Here is a 2,320-nt window from a genome sequence, read left to right as displayed (position 1 = left end):
GCATAATTCGCTTCGTGCGAGTTCCTGACCATCAGGTCAACAAATTCGCAAGTACCTCAAAGGGTCGCTGCCACCCTCATGGGTCCGGCCCTGGAAATAACAATAAAACTCTTGAGGAGTACTCGCTGTGGAAAGCCGCAAATCCGAAGCCTCGACGCTGGAACTCTCGCCGCCGTTACGCAATGGCTGGCTGGAGCGCATCTTCAAACTCAGCTTGCACGGCACCACGGTGAAGACCGAGCTGATCGCCGGTCTGACAACCTTCATCACCATGGCCTACATCATCTTCGTCAACCCCAACATCATGGCCGATGCCGGGATCGATCACGGTGCCGCGTTCGTGGCCACCTGCATCGCCGCCGCGCTGGGTTGCCTGTTGATGGGCCTGTACGCCAACTGGCCGGTGGGCCTGGCGCCGGGCATGGGCCTGAACGCATTCTTCACCTACACCGTGGTCGGCACCATGGGCTACAACTGGGAAACCGCTCTCGGCGCGGTGTTCGTGTCCGGTGTGTTGTTCATGTTCCTGACCTTTTCCCGGATTCGTGAATGGCTGCTCAATAGCATTCCGGTGAGCCTGCGCTTTGCCATGGGCGCGGGTGTGGGCCTGTTTCTGGGGCTGATCGGCCTGAAAACCTCGGGCATCGTCGTCGATAGCCCGGCCACCCTGATCAAGCTCGGCTCCCTGCGCGAGCCCGGCCCGCTGCTGGCTGCCATCTGCTTCCTGATGATCGCCGTGCTCAGCTACCACAAAGTGTTCGGCGCGATCCTCATCAGCATCATCACCGTGACCCTCGCCGGCTGGGGCCTGGGCCTGGTGCACTACGAGGGCATCATGTCGGCCCCGCCGAGCCTGGCACCGACCTGGATGGCCATGAACATCGCCGGCGTGTTCAACGTCAGCATGATCAGCGTGGTGCTGGCCTTCCTCTTTGTGCACATGTTCGACACCGCCGGCACCTTGATGGGCGTCGCTCAGCGCGCCAACCTGGTGAACGCTGACGGCCGGATCGAAAACCTGTCCCGTGCCATGAAAGCCGACAGTGCCTCCAGCGTTTTCGGGGCGGTGGTGGGTGTTCCGCCGGTCACCAGTTACGTGGAAAGTGCCGCTGGCGTAGCGGCGGGTGGTCGGACTGGTCTTACCGCCGTGACCGTAGGTGTGCTATTTATTGCCGCAATGTTTTTCGCACCGCTGGCTGGCATGATCCCCGCTTATGCAACCGCCGGTGCGCTGATTTATGTAGCGATGCTGATGATGGGCGGCATGGCGCACATCGAATGGGAAGAAGCGACCGACAGCATTCCGGCGATCGTCACCGCGATCATGATGCCGCTGACCTTCTCGGTCGCCGACGGCATCGCGCTGGGCTTCATCACTTACGTGGTGCTGAAGGCCGGCACCGGTAAGTACAAGGAAATTTCGGTGAGCCTGTGGGTGCTCTGCGCGATCTTCATCGCCAAGTTCATCTTCTTGTAAGCGTCACGCGGTACGCGTTTCAAACCAGCCTCACCCCGTCGGGTGGGGCTTTTGTGCATAGGGAGGAAAGTGATGAGTCTGGAAACCTGGCTGCTGTTCAGCGGCGCTGCGCTGGTGGTGATCCTGATACCGGGGCCACTGTCTTTGCTGATGATCAGCAACAGTCTGAATTACGGTTTGCGCCGTTCTTACCCGGCGTTTCTCGGGGGTGTGTTTGCTTCGATCTGCCTGCTCAGCGCTTCGGCGCTCGGCCTGGGTGCATTGCTGCTGGCGTCGGAACAGCTGTTCAGCGCCCTGAAAATCGTCGGCGCGCTGTATCTGTTCTACCTCGCCTGGCAGAGCTGGCAGCAATCGCGCCAACCCTCCCTGGGCACCGAAGTGCCCCAGGCTGCGCCGGTGCCACGCTTTCGTGCACTGTTCGGGCGCGCATTCATGCTCGGCGCCAGCAACCCGAAAGACATTTTGTTCTTTGCCGCGTTCCTGCCGCAGTTTTTGAGTGCCGAACAACCGTTCCTGCCGCAGTTGCTGGTGATGATTGCCACCTGGACCGTGCTGGATCTGCTGTGCAAGCTGGCTTATGGGCTGGGGGCTCATGGCGCGGCGCGGTATCTGCGTAGCGGCAAGGGGCAAAGCTGGTTTAACCGGGTCAGTGCCGGGTTGTTCAGCGGTGCGGGCGCGGCCTCATTGTTGAGCCGCTAAGGGCAAAAGATCGCAGCCTCGTTGCACTCGACAGCTCCTACAGGGGGAATGCGTTTCCATGTAGGAGCTGCCGAAGGCTGCGATCTTTTGACTTTCCACCAGGCGAAAAAAAGCCCGCAGTGTGAGCGGGCAAAAGACCAAAGA

2 protein-coding genes are annotated in these 2,320 nt (G+C 60.5%); both read left to right on the top strand.

Features of this window, described 5'->3' with window-relative positions; genetic code table 11:
* The first annotated feature begins 127 nt into the window (after positions 1-127).
* A complete protein-coding gene (locus AC1DLB_RS27950) occupies positions 128-1,477 on the top strand; it encodes an NCS2 family permease (protein ID WP_064619262.1) in 1,350 nt (449 codons plus the stop codon).
* A gap of 72 nt (positions 1,478-1,549) precedes the next feature.
* On the top strand, positions 1,550-2,176 hold the full coding sequence (locus AC1DLB_RS27945; protein WP_477743811.1) for a LysE family translocator: 627 nt from the start codon (positions 1,550-1,552) through the stop codon (positions 2,174-2,176).
* The last annotated feature ends 144 nt before the right edge of the window (positions 2,177-2,320 follow it).

This window comes from Pseudomonas sp. 05N434, assembly GCF_056396965.1.
The sequence above is the reverse complement of the archived record's forward strand: the minus strand, read 5'-3'. Positions and strand labels throughout refer to the sequence as shown.